The organism is Pseudoalteromonas prydzensis (assembly GCF_001661495.1).
GTDB classification, from domain to species: Bacteria; Pseudomonadota; Gammaproteobacteria; order Enterobacterales; family Alteromonadaceae; genus Pseudoalteromonas; species Pseudoalteromonas prydzensis.
In genome coordinates, this window is the sequence record NZ_BDDT01000004.1 from 99,214 (window position 1) to 121,920 (window position 22,707).

Sequence of the window (22,707 nt, forward strand, 5' to 3'; positions counted from 1 at the left end):
CTGCATTTTATTAAAAATTATAGGTTATATTACCATAGATAAAACGGCCATCTAGGCTATATGGTGTAAAGGAACTGTAGGTAAATATCTGATTAAAATCGCTATAACCTATGTTGCTCACGGTATCTTGCGGGTATTGGTCAAATAAGTTGTTAGCTCCTAAAGCCAGTTTCCATTGCTCAGTTGGACGATACGCCACTTCTAAATCAGTGATCCATTTAGCCGCAATCACTTCATCACCCTCTACTGTGCTAGCGGCATCAACCACTTCACCATAGCGAGTCGCACGTAGGGTAGTTTGAAATTTATCAATATCCCATGTTGCTGACAAATTCCACTTATCATTTGGTGTGCCTTTTTCAAAACGGGTGATTTCACGGCGCGCAAAATACTGGTAATCACCACCTAGCGCTTCAAGCTCTGGCGGGTTTTCTTTGACATTAGTAACTTCAGTGTCGTTAAAATTAACGGCAGCGCTTAAGCGTAAATCACCATAGCTTTGTAAGCCTAATGAATAGGTCGCAACGATATCGACACCTTGAGTACGAGAATCAATGGCATTGGTAAAGTAACGCACACTTTGGGTATTAAGCTCGCCAGCTTGAACTAAAATAGCCTCAACTTCGGGCCCTTGCAGGTTTTCAGATAATACAATGCGGTCATCAATTTCAATACGATAGGCATCAAGCGTTAGGCTAAAGTTACCTTCAGTAAAGATAAAGCCTGCCGTCATATTTACTGACTCTTCCGCATCAAGCTCACGAGCGCCCAACGCTTGTGCTGCAGGTTCATCCACAGGGAATAAGCCAACTTCACTAGGTACGCCGTTTTCAAATACTGTACTGACTGATTTATATGAAGTTTGCGCAAGCGAAGGGGCTCTAAAACCGCTGCTAATAGCGCCGCGTAACGATAATGACTCGTTAATACTCAAGCGAGACGCAAGTTTTGCGGTAAAAGTGCTGCCAAAGTCACTGTAATCTTCAAAACGCCCAGCAAGAACCACATTCCAATCTTCAGTTAAATACGTGTCAAACTCAGCAAATAACGCTACATTGTGGCGGCTTTTATCGGTCGCACTGTCCGGTGAAAATCCCGCTAATACTTGTGCGCCGCCTGCTGCAACAGGAACACCATTTTCATCAAGTACAGTGATGTAAGAAGCTTCTTCACCGGCTTTGATTTGATAGTTCTCATGGCGATATTCAGCGCCAACAGTCACAAACACATCATCAGGTAAGCCAAAGTCAAAACTGTTGCTTGCATCCATGTTTACTAGGTATTGTTCGTAAACGAGTGAACCGTTATCAAACTCAGTCGGGCTGTCTATACCCATAGAGGTGTTTAAGCTATTACTAACACCTAGACCAAAATCATTCAGCCCGTAGTTTGTGCTGATATCCCATGTCCAGTCGTTAGTTTCGCCATTGAGGCCAAGTGCAAACGAGTAGTCATCTACATCCGTGTCTATTTGTGGCAAAAAGCCATCGGGGTAAACTTCGGTTAAATTACGCGAATCTTTCGCACGACGATAAAAGCCGCCAGAGTTACCTTTACGATTTGAATAGCTGGCAAATGAGTAAAGTGCTAGCGTGTCATTAAAGTCATAACCTAGGTTATAAAACACTGCAATGTCTTCAATATCTGCTTTACCAAAGCGGTGATTGTAACGGTCAAAGTCAAACTCGCGTGAGTCTAACGCGCCATTCACATCGCGGTTATATTGTTCGCGTTCATCAATACCTGAGCGATTGGTTGGTTCATTATTACGTGATTCAATCGAAATATTTAAAAAGCCGTTATCAGCAAACGAAAAGCCGGCATTCGCGCTGGCTGTGCGTGAAATACCGTCGTTTAATTTACGGTCACTGCCTTTAGCAAAGCTTAGATTACCAGAGTCATCAGCTGTGGTGCTGAGTAATTGCGGCGAGCCGGCCATTTGTGTTTGGTACTCACCATAGGTGTAGCTAACTGTACCACCGTCATCGGCATCTTTAAGGATGATGTTGATCACTCCAGCAATAGCGTCAGAGCCATATTGTGCAGCTGCACCGTCACGCAGTACTTCAACACGTTTAATTGCAGAGGTAGGAATATTATTTAAATCAACGGCGGTAGAGCCGCGGCCCACTGTGCCGCCTAAATTTAATAATGCACCAGAGTGACGGCGCTTACCGTTTACCAGTACTAAGGTGTGATCGGGTGCTAGGCCTCTCAATACCGCAGGCTTAGCATGATCTGTTCCATCAGCAAGCGTGGCACTTGGGTAGTTAAAGCTGGGTAATTGCGCCGCAAGCACTTGGCTTATTTCAAGCTGGCCGGTGGTGGCTAAGTCGCGGCTTGTTAATAAATCAACAGGGACTGTGCTTTGGGCGATACTACGTAAACTGCGTCTGGTTCCGGTAACGGAAATTACTTCGATGTCTTTTGCTGTATTTACAGCATTTTGCTCAACAGCGATTGCAGTCACTGAGGTAGCCAATGTACTTGCGATAGCAAGTTGCAAGGGTAGTTTGTTAAATAGTTTCATTGTTGATCCCGTGTTGTTGTCATACGCTGCACAGTGTATAAAGCGTAATGGGAACAAACAAATAACATTAAAGTATAGTATATGTGTAATTAAAGGTATTTGTTAATATTGGTGGAGCCTTGTTAGTAAAGTGTTTATTTGTACTTATGCGCTTACACTGATTTTATTTCTGCCATCAGTTTTTGCTCTGTATAGTGCCGTATCAGCTGCGCATATAAGTGCTTCACAAGTACGATATTGATTATTAAATTCACAGGCAATACCTTGGCTAACACTAATCTTAACTTCTGGCGGTAAGCCAATATCTGTAAATGTCATGGCATTAATTTGTTGTTGAATATGTTTAGCAACAACGCTGGCACTGTCACGATTACAACGCGGTAATATAACCGCAAATTCTTCACCGCCATAGCGAGCGGCTAAACAATCTCTTGAGGGTATACATTGTAAAATCACTTTAGCTATTTTTTGCAAACATTTATCGCCTTTAATATGACCATAGGTATCATTAAACTTTTTAAAGTGATCAACATCAATGAGTATACTACTCAATGGCTGGTGGCTTTGAATGCTTTCTGACCAGTATTTATTTAATGATTCATCCAATGTGAAACGATTAGCAAGCCCAGTTAAATGATCTGTAGATGCTTGTACTTTTAATTTGTTATATGTCGCTTTGTGAATACTTAAATCATGCAGTATGCATACATAAAGTTTTTGTGCAGACGCAATACTTGCTGGCATATTAGAAATAGATAAATCGGCTTCCAGTATATTGCCATCCGCTTTATTTATTTTTACTTCATTAGGACCAAAGTTAAGGCGAGTATCTTTTATATCTAACCAGTTTAGTAGCGTATACATGTATTTGTCGCGATCAGCTTCGTGTAAAAACTGTAGCAAGCTTTGCCCAATCAATGACTGCTGAGAGTCACCTAAAAATTGTGCCGCCATCGGATTAACAAACTCAAACGTACCTTGTTCATCGATGATAAAAATACCTTCACTGGTGCCGTTGAATAATTCAATTAAAGCACCAAACTGTAAGTGAGAAAGGCAAGTTGAAAGGCTTTTACCAGTCGTTACTGACTGTTTAATGGCACTAAGTATTTGGTTATTGTTGGTTGTTTGCTTAGACACGATTATTCCTTTACGCTTTCGTATACGTTTTTGGTGTCTATAAATTTACTTAAAAAAGTGCAAATAAACCTTCTGGTAACCTTCTGGTTTTAAAGTGCTGATTTTTATTGTTTTATTTTTTAATTTACACAGGTTTTAACTAACCTGTGCAAAGTGTTCAGGCGTTCTTAGCCTGTTTTAGTGAGGTTTTTTGTTATTTTCAACTTGCAGGTCGGCGCTTAAGCCTAACTCACGCAGGTCAAACCTTGCTTGTTTTACTGTTGGCTGTTGCACTCGTTGCTGAAGATCATCAACGGCAGTTGTTACAACAATATCGCCTACGTGGTGTTTTAGCTGCAAGTCATAACGTGTTGCCAGGTTGGTAAAAGAAGTTCTTCCCTATATAACGTTATTTAGTAATGAGTGGCGTTAAGGTGTCTGGTTTATAAAAAATTGCACAGGAGTAAATTAGCCCTGTGCAATTTGGAAAGTAAAATCAAATGTTGTTAATAGTTATTTTTCTATATTTTTAATTTGCGGGTCGGCGCTTTCATAGGCTTTACCATTGCACTCAACATTAAATATTAAACACGCAGTGCCAAGGTTTTCATCGGTGTCTGTAACGGTGATTGATTGGCCATTATCATTGACTTCTGTTGTAAAATCGTTGGCACAGCTGCCTTCTTTGTCGGTGATAGTGGCTCCGGTGAATAAAAAACCTTTAGCAAGTGTTGCTTCATTTAAGCTATAAATACCTGCGGTTTCAGTTCTGACAACGCCACCGCCAGTAACTTCTTTGTTATCTCTAAAGTATGTAAAATTGGCGTTGTTGCTACTGTCTAGTTCAATATTGACAGTAAAGTTAATGTGCTCTTGGGTGTTATTCATATTATTTCCTTTGTATTTATGGTTATAGTTTAAAGTTTGTAATACCTAGTTTTACTAGGCTTGCTTTTATTTCTGGTATTTCGTTTGCTCGATTTAAGCAAGTGTACGCCTGTACCAGCGGGTACGTTATGTGGACGCTTTGGTTTATTTTTACTGTTTGAGTAATTGTTTTAAACGCATTTAAGCAAAACGGTTCTCGTTGTAAACTTGTTGCAGCTAATTTAGCTTTAAGTAGATTTATATTTGTTAGAGTTACGTAATCTCCAGTCTTCATTTGCTTAGCTATGTACTGTTTATAGTCGTCGTTATTATCGAGTGCCGTTAATAACTCATGCGCTTCGTTTGGTGACTGTCTATCAATAAAGTACTGTATAAGGCTCAATTGAGTATTAATTGTGAGGTTATTTATAAAGCCTTGAATTTGCAAAAAGTTGATAATATCCTTAACTCGGTTATCAATTTTTTTGTCTACTGAAAGTGTTAGCTGGTGGGCTAAAAAGCGATAATAAGCACGTTGAAATTCTTTACTTTTTGGATCTTGTAATTGAGCATTATTAATTGTGTTAGTCGCTTGTTTAGCATAATTGTAGGCGGTTTGTTTATTCGGTAGATAACTAAAAAGGTAGCTTTGCTGTATAAAAGTGTTTGCTAAATCAGATAATAAACTTGCATCAGCTGGGTATTCCAATAGCATATTTGACAATTCACTTGAGGCATTTGCATACATGTTTAGCGCGGCATTAAAGTTACCTAACCTTTCTTCGGTTTTTGCAAGCCAGCTAATTGTGTCTGCTTTATCACGTAATAAGTTTTTATTGCTGGGTTTAAGCTCAAGTGCTTTGTTTTTAAGAGTAAGCGACTCTGTGAAGTTTTGTTTCGCGGCAGTGTAGTTAAATTGCTTTAAATACAAAGACCCCAATGAGTTATGTGAATACGATAACTCCATAATAGAGTTAAAATCATTGGGTGCTAGGGAGTGCATTTTTTCGCTATAAGCGTGGTATTTTTTAAACATTGGCTCAGTGGCAGCGTAATCATTTTTATCATAACTTAGCTGGCCTAACCAAAAGGCATTGGCACCAGCAAGCGTTAGCAGCTCTAAATTATTAGGCTGTATTTTTAAAAGTGCCTCAAGGCGAGTGCGGGCGTTTTCAAACGCGGTATAGGCTTCACTGGTTTTGCCGCGGGAATAGGCCACTTCCCCCATAGCCTCAAGAGTTTGTGCGTACTGAAAGCGGTTGTTAAATTCGGCTTTTTGGTCTGTAAAGCTAAAGAGAGAGTTGCCCTCATCAGCTTGATTGGTAAAGTATTCCAGCGCTTTATTGCTTATGCCATCCAGCAAATCCATACGTTTAACGCTACGCAGTTTATCGGCAAATTCCCCCACCATAAAGCCAAGTAGGCTTTCGGCTTCGAGTCGTTTTTGCTGCGCGATTTGCTCGGCGTGGTAACTGCGCACGCCCATAAAACTGGCAATAAAACTGAGTAAGACAAGGGCAACCGCAGTGGCTTGTAACACGCGCTTTTTACGCTTTGCCCGGCGGTTTGATGCTTTAATTAAACTCAGCTCAGCAGCGCTTAAGCTAAACATCGGATTATTTACAAGGCTTTGCGCTTCTTGCAGTGGTTTACCTTGGGCTAATAAAAGGTCGCTGTGCTTTTGCTCGTTTAACCAACGTTCGGTGGCAATTTGCAAACGGCTTTTAATAGCTAAACTTTGTTGATGTTGGTTTATCCAGTTTATGGCGCGTTGCCAATGACGCAGCAGCGCCTCATGGGCCAAACTAAAACAGGCTTGCTCATTTTTAAGGTGCGATACAAATAAACGGCTTTCAACCATCGCTTGTGCCAGCTGTGTTTGTGCAGGGTCGGTGAGTTCATCCCAACGTGCTGCGCGGCTGGTGAGGGTTTCACCATCAGCGTGCAGGGTAATGAGCTTTGATAATACCAAGCTCAGCTGGGCTTGTTGTTGCTTGGGCAGTTGTGTAAATACTTGCTCAGCTTTTTGGCCAATCGCGCCTTCAATACCGCCCAATGCTTGATATTCAGAGACTAATAGCTCATCGTTTTCGCTGCGTTGTAAGTACAGTTGTTGCAAAGTGTATTGCAACATTGGCAGGGCATCGGGGTTATTGGCGGTGTCGTTACAGAGAATTTCATCCAGTGGGGTTTGATGCTCAGGATCAAGCTGCCAACTAAGCCCCGCGGCTAAGGCTGGTAAGCGGATCATTTGCTTTAATTCAGCGCGCGTTGGCGGCAATAAGTCAAAATGGGCGCCATTGGCTTTACCAGCCATTAAACTTGGTTGATTGACCACTTGCGGGTAAAAGTCATTACGACAGGCGCTAAAAATAATCATGCAATTACTGGTGGCCAATAATTCTATAATCGTTAAAAAGTGACTGCGCTCTTGCTCACTAAATACTGGCGATGAAAGTAATACTTCTAACCGGTCGATAAATAAAAATAAATACGGTTTAACGTGGCTGCTTTGCTGTTGGCTTAAAGCTGTTTGGCTGAACTCAATGACTTGCTCAGGCGCGTTTTGTAATAACTCGCTTAAGGTATCGGCACTCAGGTCGGTGAAAACAGGGGCGTCGTTGATTTCTAAATCAAGCAGGGTAGAGGCTAAATCGAGTAATAGCCGATTTTTACTTATATCAGCAAAATCAAGTTGGCAGTATGACTCGACCCGAAAGCCATCAAAGCCCGACTCACTCATTAATGCCGGCAATATACCTGCATTGATCAAGGATGACTTACCCGAGCCGCTAGAGCCAAGTAATAAGCTAAAAGCACGGCCATAATTTATTTGCGCCGATACTCGTTGTAGTAAGGTGTTTATTTGTTTGGTTCGGCCAAAAAATACATCTGCTTCATTGGGGGTGAACGCGCTTAAGCCAACAAAAGGTGAACTGCCTTGCCATTTTGTGTGGCTTGCTTTTTGTTCTTCATTTAATGGGAAATCTATCTTGGCAATAACGCGGTAGCCACGTTTGCGGATTGTCTCTATGTATTGCGGATCATTGGCTTTGTCATCAAAGACTTTACGTAATTGCGTAATGACTTTGTGTAAGGGGTTATCTCCCACTGCAACAGTGGGCCAGCAGTGATTAATGATCTCTTCACTGCTAACTAACTCTCCTTGTTTTTCGCATAATAACAATAAAACATCCATCGCTTTTGGCTCAAGTTGTTTGACTTGCGCGCCTCGTAGTAAGCTATTGGTGGCAGGTGTTACTTGCCATTCACCGACAAAGAAAACAGGTTTACTCATGCAGGGCTCATCATTGTTATTTTTAAAATTGAGATTACTTCAACAGGTTTTTTTATCCTACTGCAAGCAATAAATTAATACAATATTCTGAGTTAAATGTTAAAAAGCTTCATTAAACAGTTACAGTACGAGAGGTGTCTTATTTACGTTACTTTATGTAAAGTTTGCTTGACTTTGATGTGGGCCTCAATAATACTTAGTCAAGTTTACTTGACTAAAAAGGCGAGAGCATGAAACAACAAACAGGATTAACATTCAAACAACGCAATAAACTAAACACAGTGCATTTAGCAAAGTGGACTTTGGCATGGGTTTTAACTCTGGCGCTTGCGTCATTCGGGCCATTATTGCTGTGGGGCGAGCAGAATACGCTACTTAGTATAGTGGCGGTTATGATCAATATTAGTGCGGGTATCATGATGATTTTGGCAAATAAACGTCATTTAGCTGGCTTAGATGAATTGCTGCAACGGTTACATTTAAATGCAATGGCAATTACCTTAGGAGGGAGTTTAGTATTTGGTTTAGCATACTCGGTATTACAAACGAGCGGGGTAGTTTCGCTGCGACAAGGGATTTCTCATTTAATGATGTTTATGGGGATAACTTATTTAGTGTGTGTCGTAGTGATGAATAAACAACTTGGCGCTGAGGACGAAGAATGAAAAACCGCCTTAAAGTACTGCGCGCGGAGCATAACCTAACTCAGGCAAAATTAGCTGAGCTACTTGATGTATCAAGGCAAACGGTGAATGCCATTGAAAAAGGCAAGTTTGATCCTAGCTTACCTTTAGCGTTTAAAGCCGCTCGGTTATTTAAATTAAAAATTGAAGATATCTTTCAAGATGAAGAGCTATAAAGTCTATACTCTGCGTGCTTAAAGTACGCAGAGTATAGTGCTGTTTATGGGGCAACTAGTTGAGCTTTTTGTTTACCCATTTGCAATGCACTCAGTAACCACATAATAAATCCACCAGCAAATAAGATTGCGGCGACATAGCCGGTTTGATTCGGTTGCGCGCCTTGTGCAATCGCTAAGCCACCAACCCAAGGGCCTATTGCATTTGCAGTATTGAATGCGCATTGCACAAGTGCGCCAATCATTGCATGGCCATGTGGAGATACGTCCATCAACATAGTTTGGATAACGGTGCCAAGTCCGACACTAAAGCCGATAAAAAATATAACCGCATAAAGTAGCCAAATGTTATGGCTTGCCATTACATAAGTTGCAGCAAAAATCACTGCGCCAATAAGTGCTATACCCGTGGTTTTAAGCGGTGCATGATCGGCAGCTTTACCTAAAACGTAGTTTCCTAGCGTACAACCAATGCCGAACATAACCATCGCAATTGAGATGGTATAAGCCGGTGTGTGGGTGATCACTAAAATGGTATCGGCAATATAGGTATAAATACAAAACACGCCACCAAAGCCAACAATAATGATGCCTAAGATTGACCAAACCAGCTTATTTTTTAATACGCTTAATTCACTTAATAACGACGAGGTAGCTGCATTTTTTGTATTAGGGATATATTTCACAATGAGAATTAGTGCAACCAGTGCTAGCACTGCGGTGCCTGCTAAACAATAACGCCAACTAAAGTTTTGTCCTATTAAGGTGACCATAGGCACACCAACAATCGTTGCTATGGTAAGTCCCATAAATACTTTAGACATAAAGCTGGCGCGTTTATTGGCAGGTGCTATATCTGCAGCTAATAAAATGGCAACAGCAAAATAAGCGCCGTGGGGTAAACCACTTAAAAAGCGAAATAATATAAGCTGCTCTAACGAATTAGCAAAGGCGCTTAAGCCGTTAAATATAAACATCATCGACACAAATAATAGCAAAGCATTACGCTTGCGCATGTTTGCTGTGGTGATCATAAAAAACGGTGCACCGATCACCACGCCAATCGCATAGGCGCTAATGGTATAACCGCTTTGTGCTGGTGTTGAGGCAAATGTTTCGCTGAACAATGGCAGCATCGGCATCATCGAAAATTCCGATAATCCTAAAATAAAAGTACCCAGTGCAAGTACTAACAAAATAGCGGTAGTGCTTAGCGTATTGTTCACGACGCTAGGTTCAGGTGACATAGATAACCCTTGTAAAAAGACTGACGACAAAATATGAATGATTTATTTAATAAAAAGCAGGAAACTGCAATTTTGAAGAATGAATTAAACCGCAATTGTATGATAAAAATAAGTCAGCGTCTTGCACTAAAAGCAGTGTATTTAGGGCAGAAAATACAATTTTAGCTTGCAGCGTTTTTGGCTGAATAGGAACGTTCTAATTTTCAATGACTTGATATGAACACTTTGGTTATTAAGCGATATGCTGATGAAAAATAAATTTGCAGTGGTCGTGGCTATTTTGTGTTTTTAGTGTTTTAACAGCCTCTTAAAAGTTATAAGCGTATTTAAGATAAGGGCAATAAACATCGAGTAAGGGCTTGGGGTGCGACAATTTGTCGCGTGTTCAGTGCTGTCGTCAAGTTATATACTTTGCTCATCTTAAACCTGTTGTAATTAAAGAATAAAATGAGCAACCACAATTCAGTTATCAATTCACGTTATGCACTTTCTCCGTTAGCACTTTGCATAGCGAGTTTAGTCTCTCCTTATGTACTTGCTGATGATTCAATTGAAGTGATTGAAGTTCAAGGCCAAAACGTTAACAGTCATGCAAATTTAGGTTCTGCTGAACAGCTTTTAACTGAGTTGGGGGTCGATTTTTCTGCGGCAGGTGGCGTCTCTAGTTTACCTATATTAAATGGCATGATGGGCGATAGAGTTAAAGTACTGGTCGATGGTGCAGATATTACCGCGGCCTGTGGCAATCAGATGAATCCGCCTTTGTCGTATATTTCAGCTAATCAGGTATCCTCTTATCAAGTGGTTGCAGGAGTTTCACCAGTAAGCGCTGGTGGCGATAACATTGCAGGCGTCATTCAAGTAAATACTATTGCTCCGCAATATGGTGAAAATGATACGCTTAGCTGGCATTCAGGCTACCTATCAGCACAATATCGCAGTACCAATAATGCCCAAGCGGTAGGTGTTGGGGCGCGTTTAGCCAGTGATACGTTTAGCTTAAATTATCAAGGTTCATTTGAAGATGCGGATAGCTATGAAGATGGTAACGGTGATTTAGTGCTAGATACACTTTATCGCTTACAAAATCATGCACTAACGGCTGCACTGCGAGATGATAAACAGCAGCTAGTGGTTAAATTAACCCGTCAAAAAATACCGTTTCAGGGCTTTCCTAATCAATATATGGATATGACTGATAACACCAGTTACGGTTTGATCGCCCAATATAAACGCACAGTCGACAGTGGAGAGTTTCAAGCCCAAGTTAACTATAACGATGTAAAGCACGAAATGGGTTTTTTCACTGATGAAAAAACCGGCATGATGCCAATGAATACTGATGCACAAGATTTCAGTTATCAATTAAATTGGCGTTTAAATCTTGATGCTGACACGACATTACTGCTCGGCCAAGAATGCTATGGCTATCGTATTGATGACTGGTGGCCGGCTATCGAAGGCTCAATGATGATGGGGCCTAACGACTATGTAAATATTAATGACGGTGAACGCGACCGCTACACCGGTTTTGTTGAGCTGCAAAAGCAGCTAAATAAAAAGTGGTGGGTCTCTGCTGGTACGCGTATTGAATATGTGCAAACTAATGCAGGCGAAGTGCAGCCATATTCAGACATGACCATGGGCGATGGCATGAATAGCATGTCAGGTATGGGAAATATGCCAAGAATGAATATGGCCGATCCAAACCAAGATGCGGCAAAAGAATTTAATGTCATGGATCGCGCGCGCAGTAACACGCTGGTGGATGCTAGCCTATTGTTACGCTATCAAATTAGTAACGAAGATGAACTACAATTTGGCTTAGCACGTAAAAATCGCGCGCCTAATTTATATGAACGTTATAGCTGGGGTGTCAGCAGCATGTCGACCAGTATGATCGGTTGGTTTGGTGATGGTAACGGTTATATTGGTAATCCTGATTTAGACCCTGAAACCGCGCATACCCTCAGTACTACTTATACTAAATCAGCACAAGACGGTACATGGCAACTTACTGGCAATGCGTGGTACACAAAAGTAAATGATTATATTGATGTTACTGTTGTTGGCAGCACTAACCGCACAGATATGGTATTAACTAAGCGTAATACTCTGCAATTTACCAATTTAGATGCCACACTTTACGGTGCAAAACTTGAAGGTATTATGCGTGTTGTTGATAGTAAAACTGCAGGTACATGGGATTTAACCGCCGCGCTTACTAGCACCCGTGGTGAGCGTGATGACAGTGATGATCCGTTATATCAAATAATGCCACTGCACAGCAAAGTAGCTCTTGAGCAACAACTCGGTAAATGGCAAAACTCATTAAGTTGGCAGTGGGTCGATAGCAAAACGCGTGTTGATCCACGTCGTTTAGAAAACCAAACCGACAGTTATAGCTTAGTGAATTTAGCAACCAAGGCGACATGGGATAAGCTAACCATTAGGTTGGCAATTACTAACTTACTTGATCAGTACTATCAACAGCCGTTAGGCGGAGTCAGTATTGCTGATTTTAAAACAGATATGAGCCAAGGCTTCAGCCAATTAGCAGGACAAGGGCGATCGGTTAATGCCGGTATCAGCTATGCGTTTTAATAAATCTAGAAGCCATGACAAGTGAGCGTCATGGCTTTATTTTTATTTTAACGGCAAGTAAATGTCAGTTATTAAATCGCACTCATCCACTTCATGAATAAGATTTAAATAATGAAAAAAGCACGGAAAATCTCTGACTTCTTCAGTGCTACTTGGCAACCACTGACGGTATAGGTAATAAACCGTGTCGCTGATAGTGTCATGACTGCCAAAGTGTCTAACTACCGCGCAGCGACCTGCCGGGATCTCACCATTTTTTACGCCGTATTGGTTATCGCTAATTGGCTGTTTGACGCTGCCTGCGAAGTCAAAGCGAAAATCGTTGTCTTCGCAGGCAGCAGGATCACTATAAGGAATGCCATAAGTATTACTGGTTTTTACCGGTGATAGGCCTGACTCTTTTCGCCATTTAATAAACTGTGTGGCTGTTTCCATAAGCTTAGTGGCCGAACCGTTGTGGGTAAGCAACGCAACAGCTTGCGGTGCAAAGTGAACAATTTCTATTTTCATAGTACTTACCTTTAATTCAGGTATTTTAAAATCAAACTGAGCATGCCAATGCGGCCAGTCTGGCGAGCTTCTGAATTGGCTTGGGGATTGAGCAAAAACACGTTTGAAAGCACGACTAAAAGCTTCAGGACTTTCAAAGCTTGCCTCTAATGCAATATCAGTGATGCGTTTATGGTGTTCAAAAGCAAGCCGATAAGAGGCGCGCTTTAAGCGAGCAAATTGCGTGTATTTAGTAACGCTTATCCCCGTTATCGAGATAAATAAACGATGAAAATGAAATTTAGAACAACAGGCAACCGCACTTAAACTATCTAATGTAAGTGGTTCATCAATATGTTGGTTTATATACTTACAAACATGATGGATGCGTTGTAGGTGCATGTTTTTCATTGCGACTCGTTGCTTTATTCAGAAGTGGCGTTAGTGTGACAAAGTAAAAGGATGTCTGCCTGATTGAAATTGCTCAAGTTGCTTTTTATTTTATTGGCTAATAAATAAGAGCCCAAAGGGCTCTTATTTGAGGAGTTATTAACCAAAGTTTAGGTTAATAAGGGTTGTTGGGAGAGTAGAAGCTGTTGTTGTTACCATTAATACTCACGTCTAGTTGCACACCATTATGAGCGTGGCTAACAACGTTGTAGTAATCGCCAGAAAGGAGTTTTATTCTATTAACATTTTGATAGTTAACTGGGCTACCACATTGCAATGTTACTCTTTGTGTATTAGCCGTTTCTTTAAAGATGTAAACTTCATTACTGCCGTCGACAACACCTGCACCAGTGGCATCAATAAAGAGTGAAGTTGCCTCACTAGCTGCAATAGAAAAGTACTGATTGCTGTGATGGCCTAAAGACACGATGGCGCGGCCCATTCTGTCACGTTCTTGAAAGTGCGTATCAGTTAAGCTGTTATCTAATACAGGGATATTGATAAAGCGACCGCTGAAGTTAAGTGTTTCGTGGCAAAAATCAGTGACGACTTCATCGGATACTGCACCAGCAACACCATCCGGGTCGTACACGCTGTTAGCCATCAATGCCATGCCAGCAGACGTCCCACCAACGACACCGCCTTTATCAAAAACATGCTGCACAGCTGTTTGTACTTTTGTACCTTGCCATTGATTGAGGTAATCTGATTGGTCACCGCCTGCAATCCAGACGAATTCGGCACTACGGATAGCCCAATCAACATAGTCATCATTTGCTTTGTTGCGTGTATCAATGATCAGAGTTTCTACTGAATCAGCGTCCATTAAATTCAGTAAATAATCATTATAGGCATCAGTACCAGAGGTTCTAAGCACAACAACATCGGCGCCGTTGCCAACATGATTGGCTACGCGATTACTGAATGCTTGATCAACATCACTGCCGCCGCCCATTAGTAATACAGCACCTTGCTGTGGCGTTAATGTGCTACATGCATCATTATTGCTACCCAATAAATAGGCTTGCAGTGAGCCAGGCTTTGCAGGGCGAGAGTTATATCCACAATCACCACCTCCACCACCGGTGCTATTATCTTCGCCAAAATTGACACTTAAATCGTACCAACCAGTGCCCGAGTAACGGGTTACTTTTACATAATAAGTACCTGTTGACTGCGCGCTAAAACTGCCAGTTTCAGGCACGTTGCTAGTGGCCCCTTCGGCAACAGCTGCTCCTGTTGTTTGGTATAAAGCCCAGTCAAAATCGTCGCTAGAATTATGAGCAAGATTGATCTCGATAGGCCCGGTTTGAGTTACTTCAAAACGAAACCAATCGGTATCATTTCGACTTAACGAGCCTGCAACTGTGGTATTACTACAAAGTGGGGAGTTGGCATTACTTTCTGTATTGTTTGATTCAACTTCGCTTGTTAAACAAGCATGGCTTGCAAACGAAAAAAACATGCACGCGGCTAGTGATCCATTAAGAATTGAGAGTTTTCTTTTCATTATTGTTACCTGAATTTTAATTACATAGAAGCCTTCCTACTACAAGGCAATTATTACGTTAAATAAATCAGGATTTTTATTCGTCGAACCATTCACTTAAGTGATAGTTGACAGAACATTCTTGAGGAGCACTAGGAGTGGTAATAAATAGTTTGTTCATTTATGCCTCCTAAGTGTTTATTGATGTGTTTCAGCACTGTTGCTGAATATTCAATACTACACCTGAAAATCAACCTTGCAACTATTTATTAACTTTTTTGTTACTTAACCGTCGATGCATTGTTTTTTCATTGGGTTATCTCATCTGTTGAAGTGTCTGATTGCTTGTTCTCAGCAAGTAAAGCCAATCTTTCACGTTCAGCTTTAGACACATAAGCAGGCTTATTGCTTTTGTGTAATTTAGCGTTAGCGCGCTTATCTTTTTGATTAAATTTAGTAACAATCTTTTTTCTACGATTCATGATTAACCCCATTATTTGAAGGGGTGTATTATACTTCGTTGCATTCAAATATGACTAATCAATTTATAAAATGTTTTTTATGTGGGCAGTTTCAATGTTTTAAGGTATTAAAGAATATAATTGCCCAAAAGTAATCAGGCTTATTATTAACTCTTTAATTTTAATAACTTAGCTACTAACATAGGATTATTGTTTAGAACTTTCGGTTTTTTGTAATACTTCCTGCTAATCCGATAACTAATCTTGCTCTTTTTAAAGTTTTTAACTATAAGATATTGTTGTTTTTTTTACGTGATGGTGGAAAAAATAGCTACAATCGAAGTATGGCTTTTAGAGAGTAGTGGTGTGAATTCTATGATTTAAATAGTTAATGAATAAAATAGTCAAAAGGTAAAATGATGTTTTTTAAATCAAAGAGTGCTGCTCTAGATAAACATAAACAAACTGGCGCAATAACTTCGCAGGCTCAAAAAGAACTCAATGCCATTAAATCTAATATAGCTTTTATCAGTTTTACGGCAGACGGGACTATTCTTGAAGCAAATAAACATTTTTTAGATGTAATGGGGTTTCAGCTTAGTGAAATTGTTGGTCAGCATCATAAAATATTTTGTGATTCAGACTATGCAAACTCTGAAGATTATCGTCATTTTTGGCAAGATTTAAGTGCGGGTAAATCGTTTGGTGGTACTTTTTTACGTTTTACAAAAACTAAGACTCCAATTTATTTAGAAGCAAATTATTTCCCCGTTGTAGAAGATGATGGTAGCGTAAGTAAAGTAATTAAAATCGCTAATGATATTACGGCGATAAATAATGTACTGAAGAATAAAGATGCAATACTTAATGCGCTGGATCTATCGCTAGCAGTTATTGAGTTTGATACATTAGGGAACATTTTGGATGCTAATGATAACTTTTTATCAACTGTTCGCTATTCACTTGAAGAAGTAAAAGGAAAACATCATAAGATATTTTGTGATGAAGAGTTTTATCTTAAAAACCCGATGTTTTGGGAGAGCCTTAGTAAGGGGCGATTTAATTCAGGTCGTTACAAGAGATTTACCAAAGATGGTCAAACATTGTGGCTTGAAGCAACTTACAACCCAATCGCTGATGAAAACGGCAAAGTATATAAAGTCATTAAGTTTGCATCAGACATAACTGAGCGCATTAACATAGCATTTAGCACGATTGATCAAGCTGCTGCTATATCAGAGCAAACCAGTCAAGTAACATCAAATGCAGTTAAAATATTAGGCTCAGCTGTTGAAACATCAAAAAACATTGCTGAACGAGTTAATAATGCTACGGCAACAGGAAAAGAGCTTAAAATTCAGTCTAAAAGTATTGTTGATATCGTGGTTACTATTCGCTCTATTGCAGATCAAACAAACTTACTAGCACTTAATGCCGCAATTGAAGCTGCTCGAGCTGGTGAAGCTGGGCGTGGCTTTGCTGTCGTAGCCGATGAAGTGCGCACTCTTGCCAGTAATACCGCAGAATCTACTGCAGAGATAGGTCGTGTGGTTGAGAAAACGCAAGCGTTGATAAGTCAAATGGACGAACTATTAGGCGCTGTCACAGGTATTGCAAATGAAGGGCAAGAAAGTATTTTAGAAGTATCTCAAGGGTTAAGTGAAATTACCCAGGGGGTTGAACGTTTTGTTGAGATGGTTGATCAGATGAAGCCATAAGTTGCTCCTAGTCTTTTAGTTACGTAGCAGCTGTGCTCTACGTTTTATTAAAAATAAGTTGTTGGTCTATCGCAAAGCGATGTTCGTTATCAAGTTAGGGCTTTATAATTGTGGTTCTTAGTTGTTAATTAAATGGGACTTGTTTTGAAAAAGTTAGCTTTAGCTAGTATCGCTTTATTGACCTTTAACGCGCATGCACAATTAAATAAAATTAATGACAGCGTGGCCGATTATGCTGTAAATAGCTACCAAAGTGCACAAATTCATACCTTAGCTAATTTAGTATCATTCCCGACTGTTAATAAAGACGGTATCAATACGCCCGATAATCTGGATTTTATTGGCTTTAAAACCTTGCTAAAAATGAAAGCTGCTGAGCTTGGTTTTGATTTCCAAGACTTAGGTTATACCGTACTTATAGGTATGGGTCAGCAAACAGATAAAGTAACCATAGTGACCCATGGTGATGTGCAACCAGCGGATGCCAGTAAATGGCAGAATAGCCCGTTTGAGATGGATAAAACCTCTGAGCCAGGTAAATTAATAGCTCGTGGTACCGAAGACGATAAAGGTGCTATCGCGACGGCTTTATATGCAATGAAAGCTATTAAAGATCAAGGTATCACACTTGATAATCGTATTGAGCTGATGATTTATTTAGCGGAAGAGTCTGATTGGGGGCCGCTTGAAGAGTTTATGAAAACTTATCAACAACCCAAATATGCAGTGACGATTGATGCCTCGTACCCCGTTGTGGTTGCTGAGAAGGGCTGGAGCTTAATAGCGCCGACGTTTGCAAGCACATCAGCACAAACCAATACCTATGTTAGCGATTTAACTGGCGGCGCATTTGTGAGTCAAATTCCTGAGGACGCCAGCGTTGTGTTACATAATGCGACAGATGCTAATCTTGAAACGCTTAATACTAATATTGCCACACTCAAGGATGTGAAAGTTGCCGTTACTGAGGTTAAGCAGGGCATTAAAGTTTCAGTAAAAGGCATGTCTGCGCATTCATCAGAGCCTGAGTCAGGGCACAACGCAATTGCTCATTTAGCGGAAGCGTTTAAAGGTATTGAGCTTGAAAATAACAGTGATGGTCAAGCAATTGAGTTTATAAATCAGCTAATTGGTCTTGATATACATGGCAAACAGTTTGGTGATATTGCTTATGAACATGACTTTATGGGGCCGATGACAGTCTCGCCAACCGTATTAAAACGTGATGGTAACGCGATCACTTTATCTGTGAATTTACGCCGTCCAGTTGGTAAAGATGAAGCAGTGCTAAAACAACAAATCGACGCAGCACTGGCAAATTGGCAGGCGAGTAATCAAGTCACTTTAAAAGATACGCAAGTGATTATTGGCACGCCTATGTTGCTCGACAGCGCACCTCATGCTCAAGCATTACTCGATATTTTTAAGCATTTTACCGGTGATCAAGAGGCGAGCTTCGTGTCTATTGGCGGCGGCACTAATGCCAAGTTATTTGATAATGCCGTATCGTTTGGGCCATCAATGCCAGGTAAGCGCTACACCGGCCACTCAGAGCATGAGTTTATTACAGTTGAGCAACTTAAGCTCAACCTTAAAATGTATACAGCAATGATGATAACGCTGGGTAATATGTAACTTAGGTTGTCATAGCCACAAAGTAAAACGCCGCTAAATAGCGGCGTTTTGATTTTTCACTCATTAAAACTGAGCTACAAATTTCACAGTGTATAAATCACCACTGTCATAATCAGTGAAATTTGCGGTAAAGTAATATTGGCTATTAATAAAGTATTTAGCTTCAAGTTGTAGGTCTGAGTCAGTAGCGCCAGCACCAATCGCAACCTTACGATTAAAGTAGTAATTAGCCATTGCTGATAAAGCATTGGTAGAGTCTTGGTAATCTACATCAAGGCTAAAATAGCGGTCGTTACCAAGGTGGCTAAAGTAACGCGAAGATGTATTCCAGTTATCTAGGTCATCATCAGTTTCTATAGTAAAACCGATATAGTCAGTGTCATTCAATTGATGATTATACTGTGCTTTAAACCAGAATATTTCATCTCCATATTCAAACTCTTGCATCCTTACTGAGGCTTTAAGTGAATCGTTAAATAAGTACCCTGCACCAACAGAGTAGTTGTCTAAATTACTTAAATCAGATAATTCAGCACTAACAAACCAGTTGCCATAAAAGCCTTCACCGTTAAAGGAAAAGTTATCATGGCCATTACTCTCGTAGTAATGAAGAGCAATGTTAGAATCAGTATCTAGGTAGCCATAATCATCCCACACGCCGGTATTTTGTTGTGGTGCAAAATAATAATGGCTCGAAAGTTGGGTTGAATCGTAATCTAAATCTGTATTTTCTAAGGTGTTATATTCAATACTATTAAACCATTGACGGGTTTCTGATTGCTGTGCACTAACAGTAGCTGAGCAAGATAATGCAAGTAATGAAATTGGTAGTAAATAACGCATAAGTGTCCTTTCTTAACGGTTTAAATAAAGCTATTTGCATAGAATGCAAATACGAGAGCGCGGATCCTATATTTTTTTGTAATCAATTGCGAGCATATTTTATAAGCAGCGTAATATCTAAGTCGTTAATTAAGTTAGATTTACATCAAAAAGTAGTAGTTGTTTACTTTCATTTATATTAAAAGCGTTAATTCGTTATAAAACACTTAACATTTACGCGACTAAATGATAAAAAGTTTTATCGCCTAATGCGTTTAAAATAAATGGATAGTTGTAATGATGGAATTTTTAAACTTAGCGCTTACTTTCCCCACCGTTATTTTTTCAGCCCTGTTGTTAGTTGTGATGTTGTTTTGGCTAATAACCCTTATTGGCTTCGCTGACATTGATCTGTTTGAGTCAGATCTGGAAATTGAAGCCGACGCGTCGCAAAGCTCAGGATTGAGCTCATGGTTTAGCATGGGTTTTGGTGGTATTCCAATTACCGTATCTATTAGTCTCGTAGTGATGAGCAGTTGGTTGATCAGCATTTATGCCCACAAGTTTTTTGCTTACTTGTTAGGGGATGGTATCTGGTTTTATATTTCTGGCGTGCTCATGCTGGGCGTTTGTTTGCTAATTGCTATACCAATTGCGGCTATTATTTCACGCCCCTTACAGCGCTTTTTTAGCAGCGCAGAAACCTCAAAAAGCTCTGATTTACTAGGTTTAGAGTGTGTTATTGCCACTGGCAAAGTAACCAACACATTCGGCCAAGCACGGGTTAAATTTCAAGGCACTGAACAGCTAATTGAAGTTAGAGCTGAAAATGACGAGCAATTTACATCAGGCGACACTGCGGTGTTACTTGAACACCTCAAAGAGCAACATTGTTACATTATTACCGCCAAGCCTTGGTAATACCTTAATTTTTTAGGGATAGGTGACAAATAATAAAATCGATAATCACGTTAGGACATAACATGGAATTTTTAGATAACCTCATACCTATATTGACATTTGTAGGTATAGCAATCGCTGTTATTTTTGCTATTTTGCTGATCATTGGTAAGTTTTATCGCAAGGTAGAACAAGGCCAAGCGCTGATCATTAATAAAATGAAAAACGAGCCGGATGTCACCACCACGGGGGGCATTGTATACCCTGTGATCCATAAAATGGAAGTGATGGATATTTCAACCAAGCGTATGGTGCTTGAACGTAAAGATAAGGGCGGCTTGATCTGTAAAGATAATATTCGCGCCGATATCGCCATTACTTTTTATATTCGTGTTAACGAAAACAAAGAAGATATTCTGCGCGTTGCTAAGCAAGTTGGTTGCGCCCGAGCATCAGAGCTCGACACACTACAAGAGCTGTTTGAAGCGAAGTTTTCAGAGGCGCTTAAAACCGTTGGTAAGCGTATGGATTTTGTTGAGTTATTTACTCACCGAAATGAATTTCGCGATAACATCAAAGAAGTGATTGGCCAAGATTTGTCGGGTTATACACTTGAAGATGTTGCTATTGATTACCTTGAACAAACGTCAATTGATAAGCTCGATCCGCAAAATATTTTGGATGCTGAAGGTATTCGCCGCATCACTGAAATGACTGCAGTGCAAAATGTATCTACCAATCAATTAAAGTGTGATGAACGGGCTAAGATTGAGATCCAAAATCAAGAAGCCACCGAGAAAACGCTGGAAATTGAGCGTCAAAAACAAGATGCCATGTCACGTCAAGTGCGCGAAATTGAAACTGTAAAAGCTCGTGAATACGCCGAAGCTGAAAAAGTACGTCAAGAAGAGCGCTTAAAATCAGAGCAAGCCCGCATTCAAACCGAAGAAGCCATTGGCATTAGCGAGCAAAATAAGCAACGTGAGCTTGATATTGCTGAGCAAAACCGATTACGCGTTTTGGGTATTGAAGAAGAGAAAGTGGCACGCTCACGTGAAATTGAAGTGATCGAACGTGAAAGAGAAACCGAAATCCTGCGCATCAATAAAGAAAAAGCACTGGAAGTAGAACGTAAAGAAATTGCCGATGTAGTGCGTGATCGCGTGATTGTTGAAAAATCAGTGGCCGAAGAAGAAGAGCGCATTAAAGATGTGAAAGTACTCGCAGGCGCAGAGCGTGAGAAAAATGCAATTATCATTCGTGCTAAAGCCGAAGCTGAAGAGTCATTAGTAAAAGACATCGAAGCTGCAAAAGCGCAAGAGCAAGCGGCGGAATATAAAGCCCGTGAGCTTGAAACAATGGCCAATGCAGAGCTTAGAATTGCCAATCAACAAGCTGAATCGAAAAAGATCCTGGCGCATGCGCAACAAGTTGAAACCGCAGCCAAAGGCCTTGCTGAAGCGGATGTTATTAAAGCTAAAGCACAAGCAAATGCCATTCAAGGTGAAACTGATGCTAAAGTAATGCGTCAAAAACTTGAAGCTGAAGCACAAGGTAACCGTGAAATTGGTTTATCTCAGGCGCAAGTACAAACAGCCATGGCTGATGCGAATGAGAAACAGGGTGAAGTGGAAGCGATTAACCTTGAGCGCAAGATGCGCGCCGAAGCAAAAGGCCTAGAAGAGAAGCTACAAGCTCTTAACGCGATGGATCAAGACGCTCGCGATTATGAAAGCTTTACGCTGCAGCTTAACCAGCAAAAAGAGCTGGTATTGGCAAAAATTTCAGCCAGTAAAGACATTGCCGAGCATCAAGCACACATTATGGCTAAAGCCTTAGGTGATGCTGATATCAACATTATGGGCGGCGATGGTCAGTTCTTTAATCAATTTATGAGTGCAATCAGTTTGGGTAAATCAATTGATGGCTTAGTTGATGAAAGTAAAACCGTACAAACCGTATTTAAAGATCACTTAAACGGTGATCGTAATTTAATTGAAGACCTAAAAGGGGTGTTAGCTGGGGCGAATGGTTCAGCAGAAACACTGAAAAACTTTAACATGAGTAAGTTATTAAAGCAGTTGAGTAATACCTCTGCGGCTGAAAAAAGCCAATTACTAAGCATGTTAGGCGGTAATTTAGGTGGTGGCTTAGATGACAAAATTAAGCTAGATCCAAAAGACTAGTGCGCTAAGTTTATTAGCCGTAACAGCGGTTGT

17 protein-coding genes are annotated in these 22,707 nt (G+C 40.4%); 8 read left to right on the forward strand and 9 right to left on the reverse strand.

Annotated features, from left to right (window positions below):
• Nucleotides 1–10: 10 nt before the first annotated feature.
• On the reverse strand, nucleotides 11–2,530 hold the full coding sequence (locus A7968_RS09970) for a TonB-dependent receptor plug domain-containing protein (protein ID WP_064666430.1): 2,520 nt from the start codon (nucleotides 2,528–2,530) through the stop codon (nucleotides 11–13).
• A 144-nt stretch (nucleotides 2,531–2,674) separates the two neighbouring features.
• Nucleotides 2,675–3,670 carry a GGDEF domain-containing protein gene (locus A7968_RS09975; protein WP_064666431.1) on the reverse strand — a complete coding sequence of 332 codons (996 nt, stop codon included), beginning with the start codon at nucleotides 3,668–3,670 and terminating at the stop codon, nucleotides 2,675–2,677.
• Nucleotides 3,671–3,816: 146 nt separating this feature from the next.
• On the opposite strand from A7968_RS09975, the gene A7968_RS23150 reads away from it, so the two are divergent.
• Complete coding sequence (locus A7968_RS23150) at nucleotides 3,817–4,035, forward strand: hypothetical protein (RefSeq protein WP_157586714.1); 219 nt, start codon at nucleotides 3,817–3,819, stop codon at nucleotides 4,033–4,035.
• Between the two features lie 127 nt (nucleotides 4,036–4,162).
• Here the strand turns inward: A7968_RS23150 and A7968_RS09980 are convergent, their stop codons facing one another.
• Both A7968_RS09980 and A7968_RS09985 read right to left on the reverse strand, forming a co-directional pair.
• Nucleotides 4,163–4,537 (reverse strand): DP-EP family protein, encoded by a 375-nt coding sequence (locus A7968_RS09980; protein WP_064666432.1) that lies wholly within the window; start codon nucleotides 4,535–4,537, stop codon nucleotides 4,163–4,165.
• Between the two features lie 22 nt (nucleotides 4,538–4,559).
• Nucleotides 4,560–7,814 (reverse strand): winged helix-turn-helix domain-containing protein, encoded by a 3,255-nt coding sequence (locus A7968_RS09985; RefSeq protein ID WP_064666433.1) that lies wholly within the window; start codon nucleotides 7,812–7,814, stop codon nucleotides 4,560–4,562.
• Nucleotides 7,815–8,044: 230 nt separating this feature from the next.
• Between A7968_RS09985 and A7968_RS09990 the strand changes: the two genes are divergently transcribed.
• Nucleotides 8,045–8,479, forward strand: coding sequence for a hypothetical protein (locus A7968_RS09990; protein WP_064666434.1), 435 nt, complete (start codon nucleotides 8,045–8,047; stop codon nucleotides 8,477–8,479).
• Entirely contained in the window at nucleotides 8,476–8,673 is a 198-nt protein-coding gene (locus A7968_RS09995) for a helix-turn-helix transcriptional regulator (RefSeq protein ID WP_064666435.1), read from the forward strand. The genes A7968_RS09990 and A7968_RS09995 overlap by 4 nt, the downstream gene beginning before the upstream one ends.
• Nucleotides 8,674–8,717: 44 nt before the next feature.
• On the opposite strand, the gene A7968_RS10000 is transcribed toward A7968_RS09995, so the two are convergent.
• On the reverse strand, nucleotides 8,718–9,920 hold the full coding sequence (locus A7968_RS10000; protein WP_064666436.1) for an MFS transporter: 1,203 nt from the start codon (nucleotides 9,918–9,920) through the stop codon (nucleotides 8,718–8,720).
• 447 nt (nucleotides 9,921–10,367) lie between these two features.
• Between A7968_RS10000 and A7968_RS10005 the strand changes: the two genes are divergently transcribed.
• Nucleotides 10,368–12,524 (forward strand): TonB-dependent receptor, encoded by a 2,157-nt coding sequence (locus A7968_RS10005; protein WP_064666437.1) that lies wholly within the window; start codon nucleotides 10,368–10,370, stop codon nucleotides 12,522–12,524.
• Between the two features lie 42 nt (nucleotides 12,525–12,566).
• Here the strand turns inward: A7968_RS10005 and A7968_RS10010 are convergent, their stop codons facing one another.
• The 3 genes from A7968_RS10010 to A7968_RS10020 form a co-directional block, all read right to left on the reverse strand.
• Complete coding sequence (locus tag A7968_RS10010; RefSeq protein ID WP_064666438.1) at nucleotides 12,567–13,424, reverse strand: AraC family transcriptional regulator; 858 nt, start codon at nucleotides 13,422–13,424, stop codon at nucleotides 12,567–12,569.
• 154 nt (nucleotides 13,425–13,578) lie between these two features.
• Nucleotides 13,579–14,973 (reverse strand): pre-peptidase C-terminal domain-containing protein, encoded by a 1,395-nt coding sequence (locus A7968_RS10015; RefSeq protein WP_064666439.1) that lies wholly within the window; start codon nucleotides 14,971–14,973, stop codon nucleotides 13,579–13,581.
• Between the two features lie 287 nt (nucleotides 14,974–15,260).
• Nucleotides 15,261–15,434 carry a DUF2986 domain-containing protein gene (locus tag A7968_RS10020; RefSeq protein WP_064666440.1) on the reverse strand — a complete coding sequence of 58 codons (174 nt, stop codon included), beginning with the start codon at nucleotides 15,432–15,434 and terminating at the stop codon, nucleotides 15,261–15,263.
• Between the two features lie 398 nt (nucleotides 15,435–15,832).
• Here A7968_RS10020 and A7968_RS23720 point away from each other — a divergent pair, with 398 nt between their 5' ends.
• Nucleotides 15,833–17,131 (forward strand): methyl-accepting chemotaxis protein, encoded by a 1,299-nt coding sequence (locus A7968_RS23720; RefSeq protein WP_157586720.1) that lies wholly within the window; start codon nucleotides 15,833–15,835, stop codon nucleotides 17,129–17,131.
• A gap of 144 nt (nucleotides 17,132–17,275) precedes the next feature.
• Nucleotides 17,276–18,766 (forward strand): dipeptidase, encoded by a 1,491-nt coding sequence (locus A7968_RS10030; RefSeq protein WP_064666629.1) that lies wholly within the window; start codon nucleotides 17,276–17,278, stop codon nucleotides 18,764–18,766.
• Between the two features lie 63 nt (nucleotides 18,767–18,829).
• On the opposite strand, the gene A7968_RS10035 is transcribed toward A7968_RS10030, so the two are convergent.
• On the reverse strand, nucleotides 18,830–19,609 hold the full coding sequence (locus A7968_RS10035) for a putative porin (protein ID WP_064666441.1): 780 nt from the start codon (nucleotides 19,607–19,609) through the stop codon (nucleotides 18,830–18,832).
• A gap of 276 nt (nucleotides 19,610–19,885) precedes the next feature.
• Between A7968_RS10035 and A7968_RS10040 the strand changes: the two genes are divergently transcribed.
• Together A7968_RS10040 and A7968_RS10045 are read left to right on the forward strand one after the other, a co-directional pair.
• Nucleotides 19,886–20,509, forward strand: a complete 624-nt coding sequence (locus tag A7968_RS10040) for an OB-fold-containig protein (protein WP_225736576.1) — start codon at nucleotides 19,886–19,888, stop codon at nucleotides 20,507–20,509.
• Nucleotides 20,510–20,571: 62 nt separating this feature from the next.
• The gene (locus A7968_RS10045; protein ID WP_064666442.1) at nucleotides 20,572–22,674 is read left to right on the forward strand and encodes an SPFH domain-containing protein; all 2,103 of its coding nucleotides are present in this window, start codon (nucleotides 20,572–20,574) and stop codon (nucleotides 22,672–22,674) included.
• Nucleotides 22,675–22,707 lie beyond the last annotated feature (33 nt).